Origin of the sequence: Labilibaculum euxinicum, from assembly GCF_009795715.1 — a bacterium.
Classification (GTDB): domain Bacteria; phylum Bacteroidota; class Bacteroidia; order Bacteroidales; family Marinifilaceae; genus Labilibaculum; species Labilibaculum euxinus.
Map to the genome: position 1 here is coordinate 148,971 of NZ_WTCR01000004.1, position 22,143 is coordinate 171,113.

Annotated in this window: 22 protein-coding genes; 18 read left to right on the plus strand and 4 right to left on the minus strand. The window is 36.1% G+C overall.

Annotated features, from left to right (window positions below):
• Nucleotides 1-10: 10 nt before the first annotated feature.
• The gene (locus GQR60_RS06210; protein ID WP_160463429.1) at nucleotides 11-679 is read right to left on the minus strand and encodes a YiiX/YebB-like N1pC/P60 family cysteine hydrolase; all 669 of its coding nucleotides are present in this window, start codon (nucleotides 677-679) and stop codon (nucleotides 11-13) included.
• A 248-nt stretch (nucleotides 680-927) separates the two neighbouring features.
• On the opposite strand from GQR60_RS06210, the gene GQR60_RS06215 reads away from it, so the two are divergent.
• From GQR60_RS06215 to GQR60_RS06225, 3 genes are all read left to right on the plus strand, one after another.
• Entirely contained in the window at nucleotides 928-3,783 is a 2,856-nt protein-coding gene (locus tag GQR60_RS06215; RefSeq protein WP_124992108.1) for a 2-oxoglutarate dehydrogenase E1 component, read from the plus strand.
• Nucleotides 3,784-3,874: 91 nt separating this feature from the next.
• On the plus strand, nucleotides 3,875-5,122 hold the full coding sequence (gene odhB / locus GQR60_RS06220; RefSeq protein ID WP_191991594.1) for a 2-oxoglutarate dehydrogenase complex dihydrolipoyllysine-residue succinyltransferase: 1,248 nt from the start codon (nucleotides 3,875-3,877) through the stop codon (nucleotides 5,120-5,122).
• Nucleotides 5,123-5,303: 181 nt separating this feature from the next.
• Nucleotides 5,304-5,570, plus strand: coding sequence for a hypothetical protein (locus GQR60_RS06225; RefSeq protein ID WP_124992110.1), 267 nt, complete (start codon nucleotides 5,304-5,306; stop codon nucleotides 5,568-5,570).
• On the opposite strand, the gene GQR60_RS06230 is transcribed toward GQR60_RS06225, so the two are convergent.
• Nucleotides 5,535-6,245 (minus strand): DNA-binding domain-containing protein, encoded by a 711-nt coding sequence (locus tag GQR60_RS06230; RefSeq protein ID WP_124992111.1) that lies wholly within the window; start codon nucleotides 6,243-6,245, stop codon nucleotides 5,535-5,537. The genes GQR60_RS06225 and GQR60_RS06230 overlap by 36 nt on opposite strands.
• Nucleotides 6,246-6,959: 714 nt before the next feature.
• On the opposite strand from GQR60_RS06230, the gene GQR60_RS06235 reads away from it, so the two are divergent.
• The 10 genes from GQR60_RS06235 to GQR60_RS06285 all read left to right on the plus strand — a co-directional run bounded on the left by GQR60_RS06235 (nucleotide 6,960) and on the right by GQR60_RS06285 (nucleotide 16,168).
• Nucleotides 6,960-9,092 (plus strand): KAP family P-loop NTPase fold protein, encoded by a 2,133-nt coding sequence (locus GQR60_RS06235; protein ID WP_124992112.1) that lies wholly within the window; start codon nucleotides 6,960-6,962, stop codon nucleotides 9,090-9,092.
• A gap of 356 nt (nucleotides 9,093-9,448) precedes the next feature.
• Nucleotides 9,449-9,841: a TIR domain-containing protein gene (locus GQR60_RS06240; RefSeq protein WP_124992113.1), complete on the plus strand. Its 393-nt coding sequence runs from the start codon at nucleotides 9,449-9,451 to the stop codon at nucleotides 9,839-9,841.
• A complete protein-coding gene (locus GQR60_RS06245; protein ID WP_124992114.1) occupies nucleotides 9,838-10,737 on the plus strand; it encodes an SLATT domain-containing protein in 900 nt (299 codons plus the stop codon). Before GQR60_RS06240 ends, GQR60_RS06245 begins: the two co-directional genes overlap by 4 nt.
• Before the next feature lies 1 nt (nucleotide 10,738).
• Nucleotides 10,739-11,287, plus strand: a complete 549-nt coding sequence (locus GQR60_RS06250; protein ID WP_124992115.1) for a toll/interleukin-1 receptor domain-containing protein — start codon at nucleotides 10,739-10,741, stop codon at nucleotides 11,285-11,287.
• A gap of 81 nt (nucleotides 11,288-11,368) precedes the next feature.
• Nucleotides 11,369-11,551 (plus strand): hypothetical protein, encoded by a 183-nt coding sequence (locus GQR60_RS06255; protein WP_124992116.1) that lies wholly within the window; start codon nucleotides 11,369-11,371, stop codon nucleotides 11,549-11,551.
• 43 nt (nucleotides 11,552-11,594) lie between these two features.
• Entirely contained in the window at nucleotides 11,595-12,692 is a 1,098-nt protein-coding gene (locus tag GQR60_RS06260; RefSeq protein ID WP_124992117.1) for a radical SAM/SPASM domain-containing protein, read from the plus strand.
• 2 nt (nucleotides 12,693-12,694) lie between these two features.
• Nucleotides 12,695-12,919 carry a hypothetical protein gene (locus GQR60_RS06265; protein ID WP_124992118.1) on the plus strand — a complete coding sequence of 75 codons (225 nt, stop codon included), beginning with the start codon at nucleotides 12,695-12,697 and terminating at the stop codon, nucleotides 12,917-12,919.
• 9 nt (nucleotides 12,920-12,928) lie between these two features.
• Nucleotides 12,929-13,897 carry a toll/interleukin-1 receptor domain-containing protein gene (locus GQR60_RS06270; RefSeq protein ID WP_124992119.1) on the plus strand — a complete coding sequence of 323 codons (969 nt, stop codon included), beginning with the start codon at nucleotides 12,929-12,931 and terminating at the stop codon, nucleotides 13,895-13,897.
• Between the two features lie 438 nt (nucleotides 13,898-14,335).
• Complete coding sequence (locus GQR60_RS06280) at nucleotides 14,336-15,673, plus strand: DUF1593 domain-containing protein (protein ID WP_124992120.1); 1,338 nt, start codon at nucleotides 14,336-14,338, stop codon at nucleotides 15,671-15,673.
• Between the two features lie 225 nt (nucleotides 15,674-15,898).
• A complete protein-coding gene (locus tag GQR60_RS06285; protein WP_124992121.1) occupies nucleotides 15,899-16,168 on the plus strand; it encodes a sodium ion-translocating decarboxylase subunit beta in 270 nt (89 codons plus the stop codon).
• Between the two features lie 204 nt (nucleotides 16,169-16,372).
• Here the strand turns inward: GQR60_RS06285 and GQR60_RS06290 are convergent, their stop codons facing one another.
• Nucleotides 16,373-17,122, minus strand: coding sequence for a phosphatase PAP2 family protein (locus GQR60_RS06290; protein ID WP_124992122.1), 750 nt, complete (start codon nucleotides 17,120-17,122; stop codon nucleotides 16,373-16,375).
• A 388-nt stretch (nucleotides 17,123-17,510) separates the two neighbouring features.
• Here GQR60_RS06290 and GQR60_RS06295 point away from each other — a divergent pair, with 388 nt between their 5' ends.
• From GQR60_RS06295 to GQR60_RS06305, 3 genes are read left to right on the plus strand one after another with little or no spacing between them, the layout of a single operon-like run.
• Entirely contained in the window at nucleotides 17,511-18,242 is a 732-nt protein-coding gene (locus tag GQR60_RS06295) for a phosphatase PAP2 family protein (RefSeq protein WP_124992123.1), read from the plus strand.
• Entirely contained in the window at nucleotides 18,205-19,788 is a 1,584-nt protein-coding gene (locus GQR60_RS06300; RefSeq protein WP_124992124.1) for an ArnT family glycosyltransferase, read from the plus strand. Before GQR60_RS06295 ends, GQR60_RS06300 begins: the two co-directional genes overlap by 38 nt.
• Before the next feature lie 4 nt (nucleotides 19,789-19,792).
• A complete protein-coding gene (locus tag GQR60_RS06305; protein ID WP_124992125.1) occupies nucleotides 19,793-20,746 on the plus strand; it encodes a glycosyltransferase family 2 protein in 954 nt (317 codons plus the stop codon).
• Nucleotides 20,747-20,806: 60 nt separating this feature from the next.
• On the opposite strand, the gene GQR60_RS20190 is transcribed toward GQR60_RS06305, so the two are convergent.
• Entirely contained in the window at nucleotides 20,807-20,935 is a 129-nt protein-coding gene (locus tag GQR60_RS20190; protein ID WP_262885094.1) for a hypothetical protein, read from the minus strand.
• Nucleotides 20,936-20,976: 41 nt separating this feature from the next.
• Here GQR60_RS20190 and GQR60_RS06310 point away from each other — a divergent pair, with 41 nt between their 5' ends.
• Entirely contained in the window at nucleotides 20,977-21,447 is a 471-nt protein-coding gene (locus tag GQR60_RS06310) for a PPC domain-containing DNA-binding protein (RefSeq protein ID WP_124992126.1), read from the plus strand.
• 189 nt (nucleotides 21,448-21,636) lie between these two features.
• Nucleotides 21,637-22,098, plus strand: coding sequence for a PaaI family thioesterase (locus tag GQR60_RS06315; RefSeq protein ID WP_124992127.1), 462 nt, complete (start codon nucleotides 21,637-21,639; stop codon nucleotides 22,096-22,098).
• Nucleotides 22,099-22,143 lie beyond the last annotated feature (45 nt).

Sequence of the window (22,143 nt, forward strand, 5' to 3'; positions counted from 1 at the left end):
AGATGTGAGATTATTGCCGCAAGTAGGAAAATACAATCTCGATATTCGGAGACCCGTGCATCCCATTGGGATTCAAACCCGGTTTTCCTTCCGGGATATCTACCCCTAAGTTTTTGTAATATTCAATCCAAAAAGGAAGAAAATCACCGGTTTTAGCATCCTTAAAAGTCATCGGGTTTAACCGGAAGATTTCAATAGAATCTCCGGCATTTGCAAATAGGTCATAAATCAGCTCAGAGCAATAGTAAGTTGAGTCTCCCATGATGTAAATATCATCGTATGGTTTTCCAATCAGCTTCCCTCCCGACTCCAGAGCCTTATCAATAAAAGCAGTAAATTCAGGCTTTAGCCTTCCCACCTCAACTTTTGGCTTTTGGTCAGCAGTTGTGCTTCGCTGCAAAAAATCAGTGAGTTTGGTGTAGGTAACTCCTTTTGAGATGGCTTCTAAAACCATAGTATCCCCGTTTTTATGAATATCAACAATCCCAACATGCGAAAAGCTCAAATTCTTAGCTCCTCCTGTTACTGATTCTATCGCATCTGAAATAGAATCCGCATCCAGATCCTGAAAAAGAAGATCTCCTTTTTCGAGAGTAAACCGAGGTTTTTTTTGTAAATTATGACAGGCCGTGAATTGAGCACCAAGTGCCAAAACAATTAAAATACGGAGAAAATACATCTGTGAGATTTTACATGTTTGTCTTAAAAAAACTAAAGTAATTCGAACAGGCATCAAATAAAAGAATTGTGCTGTTTATTTTTAGTAATGTTAAACCAAAACATCTTATAGAAAAACTCTATATCTATATCTGTAAAAAAAATGATCTTTTTATCTATTATTTGTTTTTGATATCACCATAAGGCTTAAAAATTAATACATTTGTTTAAGTAACAACGATAATCAGACTAAGTACAACGAACAATTATATGGATAAATTTAGCTTTTTAGGTAACAGTGAAATCGAATCTATCGACCAACTTTACCAATCCTATAAGAATGATCCTGAATCCATTGAAGAAAGTTGGAGACAATTTTTCCAGGGATTTGATTTTGCAACAGCCAAATTTCCAATTAAGGAACAAACGGCCAACGAAAATATTCCAGCCGCAAGTCCGACGAGTAAAGAATTCAATGTTATGAATCTGATTCATGCCTATCGTCAGCGCGGACATCTTTTTACCAAGACAAATCCGGTTCGGACCCGACGGAAATATTTCCCTACACTCGACGTCGAAAACTTTGATCTTTCAGAATCAGATTTGGAAACTGTTTTCCATGCCGGCACAGAAATAGGATTGGGTGCTTCCAAATTAAAAGATATTGTCTCCCATTTGCAGGAAACCTACTGCAAATCGATAGGTGCAGAATATGTTTTTGTACGTCATCCTCAGATGATGCGATGGCTGCAGAACAAGATGGAAGGCACTAAAAACACTCCTGACTTTAACGATGAGCAACGCAAACACATCTACTATCATTTAAAGCTTGCCGTTGGTTTCGAAAACTATATCCACAAAAAATTTGTCGGTCAAAAACGCTTTTCCCTCGAAGGAACAGAAACCTTAATTCCTGCTTTGGATGCCATGATTGAACGTGGTGCTGAGCTTGGTGTTCAGGAATTTATTTTCGGGATGGCTCACCGGGGAAGATTAAATGTACTGGCCAATATCTTAGAGAAACCTTACGCCAATATTTTCAAAGAATTTATGGGCGAAGAGTTCGAAGAAGACATTGCTTTGGGGGATGTAAAATACCACCTGGGATATGGAAATACGGTAAAAACAGATGATGGCAGTAAAGTAAAACTTCATTTGGCACCCAACCCTTCGCATTTGGAGACCGTTGGTGCTGTTGTTGAAGGAATTTCACGCTCGAAAATTGATAACGACTACACCGGCGATCAGGACAAATTGGTTCCTGTTATCATTCATGGTGATGCTGCTGTTGCCGGACAGGGAATTGTGTACGAAACAATTCAAATGTCGCAATTGAAAGGATATAAAACCGGAGGAACCATCCATTTGGTCATCAACAATCAGGTAGGTTTCACAACCAATTATCTGGATGCCCGGTCGAGTACATATTGTACCGATGTTGCAAAGGTAACCCGTTCTCCTGTGTTTCATGTAAATGGTGATGATGTGGAAGCTTTGATTTTCACGATCAAGCTGGCTATGGAATACCGTCAGGAATTTAATTCTGATGTTTTCATAGATATTCTTTCGTACCGGAAATTTGGTCATAACGAAGGAGATGAACCCCGTTTTACCCAACCAATTCTGTACAAAGAAATCGCCAAACATAAAAATCCACGGGATATTTATGCCGAATTCCTGATTGGAAAAGGAATTTATACCAAAGAAGAAGTTGCAGCGATTAACTCCGAATACAACAAACTTTTAGATAAAGATTTTGAATTATCTAAAACATTTAAGAAGGTAATTATACAGCCTTTTCTGGAGGATTACTATAAAGACATCCGATACTCAACTCAGGAAGATTTTGAGTCTTCTCCTAAAACAGGAGTTGCAAAAAAGACTTTGCTTGAGCTGGCCGGAAACATTACCAATTTGCCCGGCGACCTTACTTTCTTCAAAAAGATTGGGAAGTTAATGACCGATCGCAAAAACATGATCGCGAATGATGAGTTGGATTGGGCCATGGGAGAACTGCTTGCCTATTCCAGTCTGCTGGAAGAAGGAAACAGTGTTCGTGTAAGCGGACAGGATTCGGAAAGAGGTACTTTTTCGCACCGGCATGCAGCTTTGGTGATTGAGAACTCAGACGAGAAATATTTCCCGCTGAAAAACATCAGCAGCAAGCAAGCCCCTTTCCATATCTACAATTCATTGCTTAGTGAATATGGTGTACTTGCATTTGAATACGGATATGCCTTGGCACACCCTTCCGGCCTTACCATTTGGGAGGCTCAGTTTGGAGATTTTCACAATGTTGCTCAGGCAGTTATCGACCAGTACATCAGTGCTGCCGAAGACAAATGGGGCATAAAAAATGGCTTGGTGATGTATCTGCCTCATGGATATGAAGGACAAGGCGCAGAACATTCGAGCGCAAGAATGGAACGTTTCCTTACCCTATGTGCCAACAACAACATGCAGATTACCAACCCGACTACACCTGCCAACCTGTTTCACATGTTACGAAGACAAGTGAAACGTGACATACGGGTTCCGTTAATTTGCTTTACGCCAAAAAGTCTGCTTCGTCATGCAAAATGTGTTTCGAAAATTGATGACATGGCCAAAGGTCAGTTTCAGGAAGTGATTGACGACAACAATATAATTGCAGAAGAAGTTCGCCGCGTTGTATTCTGTTCCGGAAAGATCTATTACGATTTACTGGCCCGAAAAGAGGAACTGTTTGCTCAGGATATTGCCTTGGTTCGGGTAGAACAGCTGTATCCGTTTCCTGATAAGCAGATTGATCAGATTTTGAATCGATATCCAAATGCCCTTCTTCATTTATGGGTTCAGGAAGAACCGGAAAACATGGGAGCCTGGCAGTTTATCAACTACAACTTTAAAAACAAAGATATTAAATTGGTTCCTGTAGCACGCCAGGCCAGTGGCAGTCCGGCAACCGGATTGAATAAAATTCATCTGGCAGGGCAAAACGAAATCATTAACAAAGTATTTCGAAAATGCAATTGCGATCGAAAATTGAAATATTGCGGATTACAATGTGTGGAAGGCAGTTCTCATGCAGACATCCTCGTTCAGCACGAATATTTCGAAGAGAAGAAAAGTAAATTGCTGATGTAAATCAAAAGACCCAAGTAAAAAGTACAAAATATCAAGACATGCAACAGGTTTAGTTGCTTTTACCCGATGATAAAACAATAATACAATAAAGATGATCGAAATAAAAATACCTAGTCCCGGAGAATCCATTTCCGAAGTAGAAATAGCCAACTGGTTTGTAGCAGATGGTGATATTGTTGAAAAGGATCAGGAAATTGCAGAAATTGAATCGGATAAAGCCACTCTGACTCTTATTGCTGATGAAGGTGGTAAAATTCAGATTATGGCGCAGGAAGGCGATACAGTTGCTGTTGGATCGGTTGCCTGCAGCATAGACACCAGTTTTGCCGGAGAAGCATCTGCTTCCTCTGCTCCTAAAGAAGCAAAAAAAGAAGAAGTTCCTGCTGAAAAAACAGCTCCTGCAGTTGTTACTGCATCTAAGTCAACAAATTCTGAAACGTACAAGGATGTTAAGATTTCGCCCATTGCTAAAAAACTAATGGAAGAAAATCACCTTTCGGTTGATGATGTAATTGCCGGCATTCAACGTTTGTCGAAAAAAGACATTCAGGCGGTGGTCAGTAATCCGGGCAGTCAGGCAGCAATTCCAGCGCAAAGCAAAAGCATTTCGAGAGAAGTGAAACGCACAAAAATGTCGAATCTTCGGAAAAAGCTGGCCACCCGTTTGGTTTCCGTAAAAAATGAAACGGCCATGCTGACTACTTTTAATGAAGTTGACATGAGTGCAGTAATGGCACTGCGCAGCAAGTATCAAAAGAAATTTGTAGAAACCCACGATATTAAACTGGGTTTTATGTCCTTCTTTACCAAAGCAGCTTCGGAGGCTTTACAACTACACCCTGCGGTAAATTCGATGATGGATGGTGACGAAATTGTAAGTCCTGAATACACAGATATTGCCATTGCGGTGCAAACACCAAAAGGTTTGATGGTTCCGGTCATCCGAAACATCGAAACCTTGGGCTTAGCCGAAATAGAAAAGGAACTGATGAATTTGGCCAACAAAGCCCGTTCGGGTAAAATTAGTCTGGACGAAATGACCGGCGGCACTTTTACCATTACCAATGGCGGCGTGTTTGGTTCGCTGTTGAGTACTCCAATTATCAATCCGCCGCAATCGGGTATTTTGGGCATGCACAATATTGTGGAACGACCGGTTGCTGTAAACGGCAAGGTAGAAATCCGCCCGATGATGTACATCGCTCTATCCTACGATCACCGGGTAATTGATGGAAAAGATTCCGTTGGATTTTTGGTGAAGATTAAAGAGATGATTGAGAATCCTCAGAAAATGCTGTTCGGAGGCAAAGATCCGGATTCATTGTTATTGGAGATATAAAATACAATATACCTTACCGCAGGGACACGCCATGGCGTGTCCTTTTTTGTGTGAAAATTTATAAGATGTGAATGTGATCGGGATCAAATTTATTTTTAAGGTCGGACTCTCCACTTTTATAAGAATATCTGCGATGTAAGAATCGCAGGAACAATGCCACCCCACTCTACATCGAAACATTATGCAGTTTCTAACCTCTGGTCAGGATCGCAAACCAACATTTCCTTTTCTATATCCACGACCACAACGGTCGTGCTACTACGACCACAACGGTCGTGGTGCTGCGACTACAACAGTCGTGGTGCTGCGACTGCAACGGTCGTGGTACTGCGACTGCAACAGTCGTGAAAAAACAAGAGCCGATTCGTTTGAATCGACTCCTGAATACAATTTCACCGTAAAATTGTACAACTTAATCTCCCGAACCTACAGGAACCAAATCTATTAAAAAACGACCTGCTCTCATACTTTTATAGTTCTTAAAAATTGTTCTCACCTCTACCTGAAAACTTCCTGTTTTCAAGGCTTCAGGCACAAAAAACAACAATTCAGAGGGTTTGTTTTTCACCACATTCACTACTTTGGTTGCCGCACCATCACCGGCAATAAAAAAGATTCCCTGATCAGCATCTTCCTCATCAAATTTTAAAAGCGATCCTTTTAGGGAAGCAATCTGACCCGGACTAAAGGTCTCGTTTACGGCTTTGGTTTTTAAATCGGTGAACTGTTGAATCACTGGCTGTACTACAGATATTTCCACCTTACGCAATTCGATATTTCCAATCGCTTCGGACAAACGATGGCCGGCATTCAGCTTCAAACGAATAGAATGGCGTGTTTTATCGAAACTATCGCTCTGGTTAACAAACACCCCCGAAATACTCGGATACACCTTAAACAGCTCGGTGTTTACATTGTTGCCACTGGCCACGGCCTGCACCACAGCGTAATTAAATTCTTCGATTACCGATAAGGCCTCAGCCTTGGTTACGGTAGAGCCTTTGCCAATCATTTGCTCAACAATTTGCTCTGTGCCAATGGTTTCGTTATCGGTTACCATGCCCATGTAATCATCAGGATCATCAGTTAGATGATTGGGAATTAATCCATACCTTAGTGCCATAATTTGAAAAAATTATATAAAAGGGACAGGGTCCGTTGGCTGCATTTCCTACCCGCAAAAGTTGAAGATGCTCGGCCAATGGGTTGCCTGTTTTTTTTGCATTGTTAAAAGGCGGCTATTTGTTGCCAAACTCCCTCCCCTCTTAACAAAAACAGACTGAAACTATTTAATTATCCCCACATATCAAAACCATAATTGGTAAAACAGATCCATTTTTATGCTAATAAAATACTTCAACCCGCGGCACACTTTCTGTTTGCAGGGCTTTTGAGGGAAACTGTAAAAAATGTTAAATTTATCAGATTCTAAAAAATTCACCACAACAGCTCACAGCACATAAACAGACATTTATTCCTGACTAACAACACTAAATCCTCAATAAATCAATTTTCCTTAATAAAGCCAAGCTGGCAACACAAGACACAAACCCCTGACTGCGAATCCTTTCTTCACTATTTATATTGATAATTAATAAGCGAAGCTACTTTTCTGTTTATATTTTATGCTTACTTTTAGAGGTGACTGTGAAAAACTACAAAATGTGAATCCTCTTGATGAACTATGGAACAAGACTTAACCAAAAGGTGCACAATACACCCCATATAGGTATGTATTGTGCACCTTTTCATTTGATATAGTAGAAATAAGTGCACCGGTGCACATATAATAAGTTAGCGTGCATTACAAAACCATGACCATGTAAATTAATTAAAAATGAGAACAGATAGTCCAATCAAAAAAAAGGAAGATGACTTACTAGAACGCTATGATTTTGCGATTGATATAGTTAAAGGATTATTAAACACTTTTAATACTGGTCAAGAAAGTATCGCAATTGGAATTAATGGAGAATGGGGCTCTGGTAAATCTTCAATTTTAGAATTCATCGAAACAGAACTTGAGCTTCAGACGGCTAGTGAAACAACACGAAATATTATTTTTCGCTTTAATCCATGGTTATTTACAGGGCAGGCTGATTTGCAAAAATCATTTTTGACACAACTAGGAATACATCTTCGGTCTATAAATCCAGAATTAAAAAAACTAGGTGAGGATATAATTTTAATCTCTTCGATTATTGAAATCGCAAATGTTCTCAACCCTGATATAATTTCTAGAAAATTCATCTCAAGTGGTAGTAAAATAATTCAAAAAATAGCGAAACGAATAGGTGATGAACCATCTCTACAAAACCTAAAGAAACGTATTGATGATGTTCTGGAAAATTCAAGCATAAAGGTGTTTGTTGTAATAGATGATATTGATAGGCTGATTCCAAGTGAAATTGCAAACATTTTTAGGCTTGTTAATTTGAACGCTAATTTTAAGAATACTTTTTTCTTCCTTTCATATGACAAAGAAGTTGTTACAAAGGCATTAGAAACAGAATTTAAAATTAACGGAGAGCAGTATCTTGAAAAAATTATACAACTTGATTACTCTATCCCCAAATTATCATCTGAAATTTTGGAAAACTTGTTTTTGGAAAATTATAATCAGTTGGCAGTAAAACAAAAGTCTGATTTTTCTAATCAAGAATTTAATAGAGTCTGGAATGCTGGACTAAATGAGTATTTCACAAATTTGCGACATATATATCGTTATTTTAATGCTTTAGATATTAGGTTTCCTGCAATCAAAGACGATGTAAATATCGTTGATTTTTCCGTTATTGAAGCTATCAGAATATTTGACTATAATGCATTTGAATGGATTTATAAGAATAAAGAAAGCTTAATAAAAGACGTAGAGGTTCTGTTGCCAATGGGAATTGAAAGTGAAGAAAAACAAAGTCTTCTTGATTATATTCTAGAGAATAAAGAACTTAATTCCAAACTTAGCACAAAACATCTAATTAATTTTATTTTTAAGTCAATTCATTTCCCTGAATTTAGCTTCGCTTTTGGTGATGACAAAATTGACTATGCAAAACTGGAAAGTGAAAAAAGAATTGCACACGAAGACTTTTTTGAACACTATTTTTCATTTAAAATTTCCGCCAACAACATACCTCAAATTGTAGTAAATAAATTTCTAAATAGTGAAACTGCTAACAAGCTAGAAATAATAAAAGAATATCAGAAAACTAAACTATCACTTTTTCTAAAACGAGTATTTTACAGCTTGAGCAGTGAAGAAAAGGCATATGAACAAATCGAATTTATTCTCAATTACGCTGACTCGGAAGAATTGCATTTAATTCAAGATGAAAGAGGTTTTAATGGTCTTTACACTGTAATTTCATTTCTAAACGATATTGGTAATAAATTTGGGTTTAATACCTTTTTAGACGAAGTATTGTCGAGCAATACAAGCTATTCAAGATTTTATTTACAAGGGTTTTTAAGAAATAGAGTTAACGGTAGTTCAAATATCGAGGTAGTTAAATTCTTTCCAGAAGAACTTATAACTGAGAAAAAAGATGAAGTATTGAAATCATTTAAATTGTCATTAGACCATTTTTCAAATGATTATTTTGAACGGCCGTTAGAAATTGACATAAACGTTATCAATAATTTATTGCGATTGACTCAAGAAGAAGATGCAGAAAAATATAGGCAGGTAATTGAAAAATATTTACTTAATGTTGAGACAGCTTTAATTCTATTGCGTTGTTCGGTAACAATTTTAACCGGAACAGGTGGTGTATCATTTTCAATTCAAAATGATAAATACATCTTACCTGAATTAACTATTGAAAAGCTAGATAAAGCTTTAGGTCATGCAGTACTTGATGAGTATGAAGGCTCGAATAAAGAGTTTTTAGCAATATTCTTAAAACTAAAGGAAAAGGCTTTTAATCCAAGGTATCACTACACAACTGAACTCAAAGAAATTGAATTCTAAAATAAATAACGACACGCTAACATTTTGTATAAGTAATGGCAGGTGATGTGGCAAATATCAAGGTTTGTAACTCGCTCAAACTGCGTAGCGGTTTGACAGGAAAGTACCACGCAATCTGCCACTACTCATACAATTTACCGTTACCACACATTCACCACATCAGCGTAACCAATTAATTACTGTTGCTAACGTCAAAAATAGTGAGGAAAAAAGAAGCTGAAATTATGAGTTTGCAGATTTTTTAAAACACTGAATATTAATAACAAAATTTGACGTTAGTCAGAATTAAAAAAGACAAGACAACAATTGTTGAATTCATTAATTAAATTATTAACCAAATTAAAAATCAAAAGATTATGCCTAATGTAGTATTTTTCAGCTTTACTGAAGCTGACCGTGGAGTTGTTCTAACAACTAAAGGAAGAGCTGTAAATTCTCTTTATTACAATTTAAATTTCCGTGTTAAAGACTTATTAAAAAGATGGAATACTGAAGATTCTGGCGTTATCCGTAGAGCTATAACAACATCAATGCAAGGTACATCAAGGACTATTGTTTTCGTTGGAGAAAGAACATACTTAAGCAGATGGGTGCGTGAAGAAGTCGAAATGACACTTGCGAACAAAAAAACTGTTTATGCTATTAGGTTAAATGGCACAAATGGAATAATACCAGCGGTGCTAACAGAGAATAAAATATCAGTCTATAATTGGAGCGAAGCAAGATTTCAAGAATTGGCAACAAAATGAAAAAAACAACTTACGATAGAAAATTAGTAGGACCAGATTCTTATGAATATTTCAATGATTTATCTAAACTATGTCAAGCTAGATATTTATTAATATTAAAATGGCAATTGATACTTTTACTTTCGATTGCAATCATTTCCTCAATACCCGAACTGCCTGAAATTTATACTAAAATAAAACACCTTATAGAATTAGTTCTTATTCTTACAGTGTTAATACTCATGATTGTACAGTATAAGTCAAATTATATGGATGGTTGGCAAAAATCCAGATTTTTAGCGGAGAGTATCTTGAGTAGCTCATGGTTACTTTTATTTAAGATTGATATATATGATAGTACTTGGAATAATGCCTTGACTTTATTTCATAAAAGAATTCAAGAAATGAAATCTGAAATTACTGTAGATGATTATCTAAAATTCGTAACTCAAAAATCTAATGATAATGATTCTCCGATTTGGATAAAGGATAATTTTGATATCGAAATAAAAGACAAGGTTGAATTTTATATTAGAGAACGAATTAACGACCAAGAAGCATATTATTATAAAAAGACTAAATACAATACCCGACAAAGTTTAAACTATTTCTGGTTCGGAGTGGGTGCTATGGGCTTAGGAGCTTTATTGACAGTTTTGACAATAGCTAACATTATTCCTGAATTTTCATATTTAGGTCTATTTACTACAATATCCGCTAGTTTGTTTTCATGGAAGCAAACAAAGCGCTTTGAAGAATTAAGCTCTACATATAGTGTTGCAGTTGAAGAGTTAAAAGATTTTAAGAAAAAATTATTATTAGATAATTCCGAAGTGCGAGTTAAAGAAATAATTTACGATACAGAAAAATCAATTAGTCGGGAGCATAAGCTTTGGGTTTCAAAAATAGGAGATTAATATGGCATATTTAACTTTTAATGATTTATCAAGTACACACAGGTCTACAGAATATTTCAGTAAAGCTCAGAATCTAAATGAATCTCTTAGTGGAATTTCTGCTTCATATGAAAAACGAATATTTCTATCCTATCGAAGAAAAGATAAGAAATATGTAGCTCCATTAGTTGATTTTTTAAAGAAACGTGGTGTTAATGTCTACATCGATTATTTAGATGAGTCTTTACCTGATACTCCAAGTCCAGAAACAGCAGGGATACTAAGGCAAAGAATAAATCAGTCTGATAAGCTGATTTTATTTGCAACACCCAATAGTAAAGAATCCAAGTGGATTCCATGGGAACTCGGTTTAGGCGATGGGTTTCTAAAATATGAAAACGTTGCAATTCTCCCAGTAACAAATTATTCAAGCTCCTGGGACGAACAAGAATATTATGAAATATATGGACATATTAAAGAAGGTTCTAGTAAAGATAAAACAAGAAATGATTGGGGTATTTTTTTCCCCAATGGTAATGCCTTCTGGTTAGATGAATGGATGAGAAAGTAATAACGTGTGGTAACACGCGGTATAGTGCATTTGAAAACAAGAAACCGACAATAAACTTTTAATTATTCAAATTTTATCAAAATGAAAAATCTAAAAAATGAATTGAAAAGCATCAAAATGATGAAAAACTCTAATGGTGTTGATTTCGCCGAGACCACGGTATTTTGTAAATGTCAAGCTTGTAATAACATTTCAATCAAGCATCAACCTCTAAAAAAAGAGGAAGTTGAAAAGATGTTTGAAACAGTGAAAGCGGAAATTTGATTCTCATTTCCAAAATCCCGCAAACTTAGAAATAATAATTACCATGAATTTAAAAGCATCAAACGATAGTTTGTCATTCCCAAATAAAAATAACTCTGCTTATGTCAAGACAATCTTGGCTGATGTTAAGTATTTAAAATTAAAAGCTCCACTTTTTGTACAATTTGAATTAACAAGTGGATGTAATCAAAAATGTATATTTTGTTACAATGTCTGGAAAGAAACCAACTCCAAATTAAGCCCCCCAACAAAGGATGTACAAATTAAAATTCTTGATAAGATTATCAGCAATGAAATATTCAGCATAATTTTTTCAGGCGGAGAACCTTTACTCGTCAGCTGGTTAGAAGACCTTATCTCAAAGGCGTCTAAAAAAAAGATAGAGACTTCACTAATAACAAACGGTATCCTTCTAACAAAGAAAAAAGCAGAAACTCTTAAAGAAAATGGATTGAATTCAATTCAAATTTCTTTACATCACTACCATGAATCAACCAATAATTCTTTAGTTAATGAAAATGCTTTTAAAAGTACAGTTAATGGAATTCGAAATGCTTTGGAAATATTTGGAGATGAAGCAGTAAATGTTAACATGGTAGTTTTGCCAAGCACCGTTCCAGATGTTTATAAAATGGCTAAATATTTAAAATCCCTTCATCTAAAACATTTCAGTATCGGAATGCCATCTGCAACTGGAGAAATGTCAAAAGACAAAAGTCTTGTCATAAATAAAAAAGAATTTGAACAAGTCTTCCAACAATTGTTAAATGCAAAATCTGATTTTAGTATAAGTACTTCTTTAACCGGAGGGTTCCCTTTGTGTGTTTTACCTAAAATTAATGAAGATACTATTGGAATGATTAATAACTATTGTGATGCCGGATTAAACCAATTAGTTATTGAACCAAATGGGGATATCCGACCATGCGTTTGCCTTAACCAAAAACTTGGAAATTTATTATGTGACGACTTGAAAAGCGTCTGGAACAATAATAGTTTCCTAGATAATTTACGCAAATTAGAATTATTACCGAACGAGTGTAGAAATTGCAAATATGTACATATTTGTCGAGGAGGATGTCGTGCTTCTGCGTACAGCTATTATGGCAAGATAAATGCGATTGACCCATTAATGAGCTAAAGATGGTTGATGTAGTGTTTAAAAATACAAAAGTAATTTTTAGAGAAGAGTTGTTTGGGGGAATAGCTCAATATAACTCACAATTATTTTATTTAAATAAGGTACAATTCAAATTACTTTCAGAGTTTAAAGGCTTTAAACAATATTCCTTTCTTCCAATTGACGAAAAAGAAATTATAGACGAATTTTTAAAACATGATATATTCTTGAAAATATGTAAAGACTAATTAATTCTCATGAATTCAACTAACCAAAATAAAAATGAGGCATTCTTTCTAAGCTATGCTATAGAAGACATATCTGTTGTTAAAACGTTATACGACAAATTAAAAGCAAAAAATCAAAGCGTTTGGTTTGATAGAGAAAGTTTAACCGGCGGTCAAGAATGGTCTGATAAAATCGCAAGAGTAATCAAAAATTCTAAAGCGGTAATTATCTGTCTTTCAAAAAAATCTGTAGATAAAGAAGGTTTCTACCAAAGAGAAATAAAGCATGCACTTGAATGTGCTAAAGAAAAACCCTTTGGAGCAACATATATTATTCCTGTTATGTTGGAAGAGTGTTCTATTCCGCAAGAACTTGAAAGATTTCATTGTATCAGATATTTTGAGAAAGATGGTTTTAACAAACTTCTTAAGACTTTAAATTCACTATCAGAAAATAGATTCTCAAAAACTTCGGAAAGTTATATTCTACTTTCAAGTTTAAATGAAACTCTCAATCACAATTGCATTGATGGAATTGCTCCATGGTCAAATTATGCAGGTAGTGAGATAGCTGTACTTCTAAGTCCCATAGTTCGACCAGCCTATTTGAAAAAAGTTAAATTCTTTGTTACTGATGATGAGGAACCTAATACCGAATTCAAAGTAAATATTTATGAGGTTTCTCATAATAGACCAGGGGAAAAATTAAATAAATTTGATATTATAGGTAAAGATGGCAATGGTAATAAATGGGTTGAAATTGATATTTCAGAGCATAAAATTTTCATCTCAGAAGGTGATTTTTTTGTCAGTATGGAGTGGCTTAAAGCTCCAGGAGAGAATGGTGATTACAGTCAGTATCTATTAAAAAAAGATAATCCTGTTGAACCGGGCAAAACATTTCTCAAATTTGGTAATGATTCTAAGTGGTGGAAAAAAAATAGCTTCAATTGTTATATTCATGCAATTGATAGTTTGGGAAATGAAATAAAACCATAAAAAACGCACTGTAGTCGAGTAAGCTAGGGGAATTTGACTTCGTCGATTTTCAATTCCCCCCTAACTTCTCACAGAACCGTATCCCGAAAAAAATCGGGACAGGCAATAAATCTCTCAATTGGCTTCGCCGAACTTCGTTTCATACGGCTCTTATTATGCAGTCAATTCAATCTTAGGTCAACTGATAGCCTAATGTCCAATGATAAAATAGATTGGGATAACAATTACAGATACGCCTTAACCATCTCACAGCTTTCACCTTGCTACGCTTAAAGCATTTTCAATTTTTATGTATCCTTAAAACTGCTATATTTAAAATTCGATTGAACAGTTTGATTCGTTTTTAGACAGACTGCCGTTGTGTGCAAGCATTACACAAGATGGTCAGTAGAGCAACAGCGAATAAGAGAGTAAATAAAATTTTATACAGTTAAAAAAATGAAATACATTCTAATTTTTACATTTCTTTTATGCGTAGAATTTTCTTCTGCGCAAGTAAATAAGAGCGACAAACAAAGACTCATTGTCACTACAGACCTTGGTGGTAGTGACCCCGATGATATCCAATCCATGATTCACCTTTTGGTCTGTTCCAATGCGATTGACATTGAAGGGCTTGTAAGTTCACAGGTTTGGGTAGACGACCCAGACAAAACCGCAAAGATAATTGAAGTTGTCAATTGGTATGAAGAAGTGTTACCTTGTTTGAAGAAACAAGCAACCGGTTATCCGGAAGCCGACTATTTAAGGTCAATCACAATGCAAGGGCAGGCAAAATCCAATATGTCCGGCGTGGGAGAGGGTAAAGATTCTCAGGGGTCAGAATTAATTATTTCAGCGGTAGACAAGAAAGGGGATAACCGCACGGTATGGATTGCCGGATGGGGTGGCATGAATACTGTTGCACAAGCACTCTGGAAAGTAAAAAATACCCGAAACAAAAAAGCATTAAACGCATTCGTAAAGAAAATACGACTTTATGACGTGCTTGGGCAAGATGATGCGGGTGCTTGGATTGCGAAAAACTTTCCTGACATTGTATATATACGCAACAAAAAAATCTATGGATGGGCACCATCTGACGATTGGGCGAAGAACAATATTCAGAACATCAAGCCCTTTGGTGTGCATTACCCAAATAGAATTTGGGCAACAGAAGGCGACTCTCCTTCTTTTCTTTATGTTTACGCCAATGGTTTAAACGTTCCGGACCACATCGACTATGGTGGCTGGGGCGGACGATTCTCCACTAATAAAGAAAGTGAAATTCGAGGCATGAGTTTCATTGTCAAAAGTGGTAAAGATGAAACTCAATATGACCCTTATTACATGTATGGCAGTACAGAAGAGGGAATTGAAGCCATAAACAAATGGAAACAACATATCTGGAATAATTTTGCAGCTCGTATGATATGGACTACTACAGATGATTATTCTGCTGTAAACCATCACCCTGTACCCATTGTAGATGGTGATAATTCTTTAAAATGTTTATATAAAAGAGCTAAAGCTGGAAATGCTTTGATTTTTGATGCCACTGAATCAAAAGACCCTGATGGAAATCAATTAGATTATAAATGGTTTGTTTATAATGAACCAAGTACATATAAAGGTGCAATAACTATAGAAGAGAATTCTTCCCCTAAATGTAAAATACTTGTACCTTCTGATGCTTCAGGAAAGACAATTCATCTTATTTTAGAAATAACAGACAAAGGTATTCCGGCTTTGACTGGTTATAGACGAATTGTAATAAATGTAGATAAAGAAGAATAAATGCTAGCACACAATCGAGTAGATGGTCCCGACTAGAATAGCCGGGATACACCTCTCACACCACCTTTATATTTACATTATTAAATTAGATAAGAATTTAAGTTATCCGAAAGAGTAATTGTACGAAAACGGAAAATTAAAACACGGAAGCGGAACGTTTACATATGACAGATTTGGAATTAAACTCTGAGAATAGCAAAAAACAAATATGAAACAAGACAGAATATGAATAAAATACACTTTAAAATAGGAAATGTTATTTGGATATTGTTCATTATTAATTCGCTATTAATCATATCATATATTTTTCCTTTTCGAGATATGATTGATTTATTTATAAAACAAGAAGCAGGAGCAATTGGAATTATTGGAGGAATAGATGGACCAACCGCAATATTTATATCATCACAAATTAATTGGTATATAGTTGTTTTGGTTGCTCTGGAGATAATATCTGGAATATACTTGTTACTGACTCATTTGAAGAAAAAATAAACTCCGCTGAATAGCAGCGACAAGCTTGCCGGTTACAACTACAATCAATGAAAAATTTGGAATTAAACTTTGAGAAGACATATTATTACCCTCCAAAAGAATGGGCAGAAAAAAACTTGAACATCGTACAATGGACAGAGATGCCACCAGGAGGACATCTGTAAATTTTACAGGAAATTTAGAATTTAATCATTGTTTAAATTCTTAAAATGTAATTGAACAGCTAAGACCAAGTTGCTTTGTATTGTAAAATGGTATCATCAGAGCAGTTTGTTTTCTGTTCTTTTTTCTGGTAAGTATTTTTTCATAAATCAGATAGGATATTTTTGTGCTTAGTATTCCAATTCCTGCTCCTGCAGCAATATCAGTCACCCAATGTTTGTTATTCACAACTCTAAATATCCCAACTGAAGCTGCCATAGAATATCCCGCAATTCCATACCAAACTGAAACATCTTTATATTCCTGCCAAAGGAGTTCTGCATTCACAAAAGCCATAGCAGTATGTCCCGACGGAAAAGATGTAAATCCGGAATGATCAGGCCTCTCCTCTTTGGCTGAATATTTTAAAGTATTAACTACCGCTCCCATAATAAATAAAGAAGTTCCTTGTATTAACAACTGATTTGAAAAGCTGTGTTTTCCTTTTACTCCCAGTAAGTTATTCGCATAAACCACACCTGCCGGAGCATACTGCATAAAATCATCAATCGTAAAACGCCTGTCAATATTCTCGGCCACTTCCTCCTGAATCTCCTCATTAAAGATCTCAAAACCATTATTTTCAAAACCAATTATACCAACAGAGATTAGGGAAATAGGGATAATTGTTTTTTTAATGTTCAAGCCGTACTCATATTTATCATCGGACTTTGCATTCAAAGAATCTATTGCCGAAGAGTTGGCCAGAACCTGAAGAGGAAGAAGAAAAATAATAAGGAAATAGAATCGCATAATTCTTTTATAATTTAGGTTAATGAATCCTTCTACTCCAACTCAACTATTTTAAGAGTGCAGATTCCAATTGCTCAATTTAGGAACTAAATGTAATCCAAAAATCTAAAGAAAGATTGAAGCTTATCTTATTCCTACAGTCGTATTTTTCATCCAAGCATCTGGAAATTACTTGTTTATTTGGAACCAAACAAAATGACAGAAAATAAATTAGATAGAAAAAAGTAATTTCAAGTTAGATTATTTAACAAATAAAAACAATAACTTGTATGTAAATAAATGCATTTCAAGCCATGTTCGTTTGAATAAAAACGAAAAACTTGTGCAATTGCTACTTCAATAACGCTAACAAACAGCTTATATCATAAGTAGAAAAACACTTTATCTTATGAGGATTATTTCAAAACAGCTAATTTACAGCATGCTTATTTTCTGCCTCTTACTTGTATCCGGAGGCTATATTCTATTGGCCTTTTCCGAAATTGAATTCTCCTTATTTATTAATGCGCTCCATACTCCTTTTCTCGATCAGTTTTTTTTCTGGATCACCCTGCTTGGAGATGGCAGCTTTCTTCTGGTTCTTGCCTTTGTTTTCCTTTTCAAAAAATACTATTACGCAATACTTAGCGTGCTGCTATTGATATCCTCAGGTCTGATTTCCTATCTGTTTAAAAAAATGATATTTGTAAATTCAATGCGGCCATTGTTTTACTTGTCGAAAAGTGAAATTCACATCCCCGAAGGAATTCATTTTTACTATAAAAATTCATTCCCTTCGGGTCATGCAATGACCGTATTTGCTGCAACCACCCTAATCATCTGGATTTATCGGAAATTCCTTCTTAGTTACATGTCCTTAACCATAGCAAGTCTGGTTTGTATCTCACGAGTCTATCTTTTGCAGCATTTTTTTATCGATGTGTATTTTGGGGCTATTCTGGGTGTTCTTGAATCGGCTCTTTTCATTTGGATAGTAGAAACCAAATTAAACCGGCTTCAAAACACCAAATTAAATTCATCCTTATATTCATTTCTTATCACAAAAACTAAAATTCCATTGCCATCCATAAATCCTAAAAGTAATGAGAAGCTTCCTTATAAGTATCCACCCAAAAATTAAAATCCCTGTTCTTATTCTGCTTTTGTATGTTATTGTTGCAACAGCTGGAATTAGCGGCTCAATTTATATTTTAGACGAGGCCAAAAATGCTGAGTGTGCCCGCGAAATGATGGAAAGCGGAAATTATATTGTTCCCGGGTTCAATTATGAATTGCGCACCGATAAACCTCCGCTACACTACTTTTTCATGCTTTTATCGTACAAAATTTTTGGTGTTTCATCCTGGTCAGCACGTTTTTTTTCGATCGTTTTTGGAGCCTTAAGCTTACTAATCACATACTTTTTTGTGAAAAAATGGCTGGGCATTAAATCAGCCTACTTCAGTTCATTGGTTCTGATATCTTCCCTTCATTTTGGAGTTTTCTTTCACATGGCAGTACCCGATCCGTACCTCCTGTTTTTCTTTACCGCTTCCTTATTCCTGTTTTTTGAATCTCTTCAGGAAAAAAACAGATTTACTGCAATGGGCATGTATATTTGCTTGGCTCTGGGCGCTTTATCGAAAGGCCCTATTGCGGTTTTACTGCCCGTATTCATTATGCTCCTCTATTTACTGCTCAGCAAAAAATTACAATTCTCTACTATTTGGGGATTAAAACCCATATCCGGACTTCTCATTTTTGCTGCAATAGCTTTACCCTGGTACCTTTTGGTCCATCGGGAAACTCATGGAGAATGGACGTATGGATTTTTCTTTGAACACAATCTGGAACGCTTTGCCAGCACCAAAGAAGGTCATGGAGGAAGCTTTTTAATGGCATCTGGTTTTGTACTGATGGGTTTGTTTCCTTTTTCAATATTTCTGGTTCGTGCCCTATCGCATGCTTATCGAAATAAAAAGAAGGATGTATTGCTGTTTGCTCTTGTTGCCGGACTTACAGTCACCCTGTTTTTTAGTCTGTCGTCAACTCGATTGCCAAACTATACTGCACCTGCCTACCCGTTTTTTGCAATTCTTATTAGTTCTTTGCTCGCCAAACAAAAACAGCCTGTATACAGGTGGGAGCTCATTGTGCTGTTTATTGTTGCCATTCTGATTGTTACAGCAGGTTATTTCGCTCTTAATATTGAGAAACAATACACTTTTTTAAAACCACAACTATTACTGCTTTTGCCCGGAATCATTGGAGCTGTATTTGCTTTGAAACTCCATAAAAAAAGAGCGTTAAATTTCACGATTCATCTAATCAGCTATTCTTTTATTCTTCTCTCCTTTTTCCTTTCGGAGATTGTTTTTTTTCAAATTGCCAAACAAAACCCGGTCACCCTGTCGCTGCCATACATCAATAAAGATGAACCCATTGCCTGCTATAAAAAATTCAATCCTTCCTATCCTTTTTATCTAAAGCAAAAAATTATAAAGCTGGAAAGTATTGAAAGCATTAAAGATTTCCTGCAGAATCATCCTAATGCTTGTGTTATCAGTACAAGTAAAAGTCTGCAGGATGCAAACTACTCTGAATTTGCCGTAAAAATATTTGAACAAAAAGATGTTTTCGAGAACAGAACCACTGTACTCTTAAAGAATAAACTCACAAAGAACTAAAAGCATGAAAAAACTCAGTCTTGTTATCTGTGTTTACAATGAAGAACTAAATATTGCTCCTTTAAGCGAGAAAATTATTCAATCATTAACCGATTACGAATATGAAGTTATTTTCGTAGATGACGGCTCAACAGATGCAACCCGAAACAACATTCTGAATATTAATGATGAACGCTTTGTAATGGTTCAACTTCGAAAAAATTACGGACAAAGCTCAGCATTGGCGGCCGGAATTTCGGTGGCCACGGGAGAATACATTGTCACCCTTGACGGGGATTTGCAAAACGATCCGGCAGATATTCCCATGATGGTGCAATTGGCCGAATACGGAGACTGGGATTTGGTAGCAGGAATTCGAAGCAATAGAAAAGATGGCTTGCTTTTGCGTTTAATTCCCAGCAAAATTGCCAATTACCTAATTCGTTTGTTCACTAAAGTGAATATAAAGGACTATGGCTGTACGCTTAAAGTTTACAGAAATGAAATTGCCAAAGAACTTGGACTTTATGGAGAACTGCACCGGTTTATTCCTATTCTTGCCAGCTCGAACGGGGCAAGTATTACTCAACTACCGGTGAAGCATCATGCCCGGCAATTTGGAAAAACAAAGTACAATTTATCAAGAACCTTTAAAGTTGCAAGCGATCTTATTTTAATGGTTTTTCTTACCAGATACATGCAAAAACCCATGCATATTTTCGGCGGTTTGGGCATTCTGATATTTACAATCGGAGCCATTCTAAATATTTATTTGTTAAGCCTTAAAATAATGGGAGAAGACATTTGGGGGAAACCCATCCTTATTTTAGCCTTGCTTATGGTGCTTGGGGGAATTCAACTGATTACCATTGGTATCATATCCGAAATACAAATGCGGACCTACTACGAATCGCAGCAAAAAAGTCCCTTTAAAATTAAAAGAATCGTTTCAAGCAAAGCAAATTCGCTTGTAAAATAGAAAGAGAACAAAAAAAATGACACCATTATATGAACACTCTCACCAAAATGCCTGTAAACACTATCCCCCAGGCATGTACCACCCTCCAATTGGCCTAGGTGCCCCTTCCATTGGCAAATTCTTCTCTTCAATTGGCATTGCCCCCTCTTTTTTTGCGAAAACTTTTAGTTCCCTGTTGGCTCTTACCATTTTTATATTTTCTAATTTTACATTTTCCTAAAAATATGTCTATGTTGAAATTAAATGCCTTTATCCTTCTTGCAGGTTTTATCAGTTTGGTTTCCTGCCAGCAAAATAATGTTGAAATGTATGCCCTGCGCTTAAAACCGGGGATGGATCTGAAACAGGAAATGGCACAATTTGTTGAAACCAATCAGCTGCAATCGGCATCGGTTTCTACTTGTGTGGGAAGTTTGAGAGAACTGATTATTCGGCCGGCAAATCAGAAAGAGCTTTTGCATTTAAAGGGTCATTACGAAATTGTTTCTTTGACCGGAACATTTGCAGACCATGGTAAAAACAATCATATTCATATCTCGGTATCGGATAGCACAGGCAATACGATTGGTGGTCATCTGGTAGATGGCAATATCATTTACACGACTGCAGAAATCGTGCTTCTCAATAATAAAGGCCTGAATTTTACACGTGTTGTTGATCCTGAAACAACATTTTACGAATTAGAAGTTGTGGGAAACTAATACCGAATTAAGATCAAAACTCATCTTATAAAATAGTGATTAGAATCAAGTCATACCCTGACCAAAAAGGCTTGCATACAGTGTTAATCACCATGTGACGGCATGGATTTCCCAACAAATTTTTCAGCATACCGATCTTATTGGTATCTTCATGTCAGATAACAAAAAAAGTTTTTAAAAATAGTTACAATGAAAGGAATACAGGATTACTATCCGGACCATTTTGCGCATTGTTACGGTTGCGGCAGGTTAAATGAACACGGACATCAGATTAAAACTTTTTGGGAGGGTGAAGGAACGCTTACCCGCTTTGTGCCCAAAGAATATCACACGGCTATTCCCGGTTTTGTATACGGCGGACTGCTGGCCTCGCTGATAGATTGCCACGGAACCGGCTCAGCGGCATTGGCCTTGGCTAAAGCACAGGGAATTGAGCTTTCGGAAACCAACGCTCCCCGTTGCGTTACGGCCTCGTTGCAGGTAAAATATTTAAAACCCACACCCATTGGCGGCGAAATAGTAATTAAAGGGAAAATTAAGGAAGTTGGGGCGCGAAAAGTAATTGTGGAAGCGGAACTGTTTGCAAACGGGGTGCTTTGCGTAGTTGGCGAGGTTGTTTCAGTTTTAGTTCCCGATCATTTTGGGCAGTAAAAAATACTGTCCGAAAAGAAACTTTTTAACAGGGAGTTTAAAATC